This is a genomic window from Streptomyces niphimycinicus (assembly GCF_018883605.1).
Lineage (GTDB): Bacteria > Actinomycetota > Actinomycetes > Streptomycetales > Streptomycetaceae > Streptomyces > Streptomyces niphimycinicus.
In genome coordinates this window covers 1-357 of the sequence record NZ_JAHLEM010001327.1, presented here as the reverse complement: position 1 = coordinate 357, position 357 = coordinate 1, and the positions used below count along the sequence as shown (strand labels likewise).

The 357-nt window shown below is 82.1% G+C and carries 1 pseudogene; it reads right to left on the bottom strand.

From position 1 onward, the window contains the following. Nucleotides 1–357: pseudogene (locus KN815_RS49590) on the bottom strand (SCO3242 family prenyltransferase); the annotation flags it as partial.

Below are 357 nucleotides of genomic sequence, written 5' to 3'. Positions count from 1 at the left end.
CCGCTTCGCGGTCGCGGCCCGGGGGCCGATCGGTCGTGGTGGCGGAGCGGGCCGGGCGTCTGGTCGCCGCCCAGGCGATCGCCGCGCCTGCCGCGAGGGCGCCGAGGGGGGCCGCTGAGGAGCCGCCGGTGGCCTCTCGGCGGGAGACCGTGGTCACCGCGAGGGTGTGGGCGCCCAGGAGGGCGGCCGGGGGAAGGGCGGGGCGCAGGGTGGCGGGGGCGGAGGCGGCGGCGCCGAGGAGGAGGTCCAGGGCGCGGGCGGCGGCCATGGCGGACGGGCCCGCGGGGGTGTTCTTCAGCCCCAGGTCGTACGCCCACACCGTGCCCGCCAGGGCCGTCGCCGTGGCGAGGGCCGGGC